This window comes from Aerococcus sp. L_32 (genome assembly GCF_050689315.1).
Map to the genome: position 1 here is coordinate 1 of NZ_JBOEQF010000429.1, position 1,625 is coordinate 1,625.

General features: G+C 41.8%; 1 protein-coding gene and 2 pseudogenes. All 3 read left to right on the plus strand.

Annotated features, from left to right (window positions below; all coding sequences use genetic code 11):
- Positions 1-385: pseudogene (gene rbgA, locus ACRCJ0_RS13635) on the plus strand (ribosome biogenesis GTPase YlqF); the annotation flags it as partial.
- A complete protein-coding gene (locus ACRCJ0_RS13640; protein ID WP_431387830.1) occupies positions 386-1,195 on the plus strand; it encodes a ribonuclease HII in 810 nt (269 codons plus the stop codon). It abuts the pseudogene before it with no gap.
- A gap of 67 nt (positions 1,196-1,262) precedes the next feature.
- Positions 1,263-1,625 (plus strand): annotated as a pseudogene (locus ACRCJ0_RS13645) (DNA-processing protein DprA); the annotation flags it as partial.

Below are 1,625 nucleotides of genomic sequence, written 5' to 3' on the forward strand. Positions count from 1 at the left end.
AGATAAAGATTTTGAACTTTTGGACACACCAGGTATTTTATGGCCGAAATTTGAAGACCAAGAAGTAGCTGACAAATTGGCCCTAACTGGTGGGATTAAAGACACCCATTTCTACAAGGATGATGTGGCTTTATTCGCCCTAGAATTCTTCCTACATCATTACCCGGAAGCCATCAGCAACCACTACCCAATCAATGCCGAAGACGTCCATCCGCCTTATCCTGACCTACTGATGGCCTTAACCAAGCGCATGGGCATGTTAGAAGACTACGACCGCGCTTCAGACAAGATTATCCGTGACTATCGAGACGGTAAATTGGGCCGCATGACCCTAGACCGGATTGAAGAATACCAAATTTTAGAAAATATTCAGGTAAGTGATTAAATGACTGAGGAGAAAAAGACAGCCTTTGACCTCGCTGACTTAGGTAATTTAAAAATCGGCCAAATTCAAGCCTACTTGGCCTCAAGTGAGGTTGATCCAGTCTACGTACAGGCCTTACGAGAAGATAGCCGCAAAGGGGTGCAAAACGCCTTATTACGCTATGACAAGGCCATAGTTAAGCAACAAGCCATCTTAGACCAGATTGAACAGCTGAAAACACGAGAAAACGAATTGCGTCAACAAGGCTACCAATTGATTGCTGGGGTAGATGAAGTGGGACGTGGTCCGTTAGCCGGGCCCGTTGTCACTAGTGCCGTTATTTTGCCTAGTGACATGCCTCCTGTATACTTTAATGACTCTAAACAGTTATCCCATACAAAACGCCAAGCATTGGTGGCAGATATTGAAAAATATGCTATCGCAAAAACAATCGGGATCCAAACTGCTGAAGAAATTGACCAAACCAACATTTTAATTGCTACAAAGCAAGCCATGATATCTGCTTTAGATCAATTACATCCGGCTCCTGATTATGTCTTGGTCGATGCTGTCCATTTGAATGACTACAAGAAGGCGCCGCAAGAGGCCATTATCAAGGGCGACGCGACAGTTTATGCCATTGCAGCAGCCTCCATTTATGCTAAGGAATACCGGGATAAATTGATGGCAGAATACGCAGACTTATATCCAGGTTATGGCTTTGAAGCCAATGCTGGGTATGGGACTAAACAACACCTAGATGGCTTAAAAAAATACGGTCCAAGTCCAATTCACCGCAAGACTTTTGCGCCAGTGAAAAATTATGTATAAAAAACAATCAATCTAAATGGTCAATTTCAACCACCTCCTACGTATATACATGTAAAGGGGTGGTTTTGTGTTATTTGAAATTGAAAATCCATATATGGATATGATGCTCAAAAATGAGGAAGATGTTTTAGCTATGACAGAATCTATGCTGGTTTATGCCTTTGAATCTGGTGTATTTACCTACCGGGAATTGGCCGATATCATTCAAGCCCAAGTGACTAGTGTTGAAGACTTAGACAGGCATATTCATGGAATCCAAGATACGCAAAAATTAAAGGCCTGGGGGCGATTTAAGCAAAAGTATTCACTTGCTTATTTTAGAAAATTGTACAAAAGGTACCATATTCATCCGGTGACCATCCTTAGTACGCAAACATATCCAAAGGCCTTACTGCAAACCTACCAACCTAATTTAGTTTTATTTTGTCAA

Coding starts and splice junctions, on each gene's coding strand:
- ACRCJ0_RS13640 (WP_431387830.1), top strand. CDS start 386: ATGACTGAGGAGAAAAAGACAGCCTTTGACCTCGCTGACTTAGGTAAT.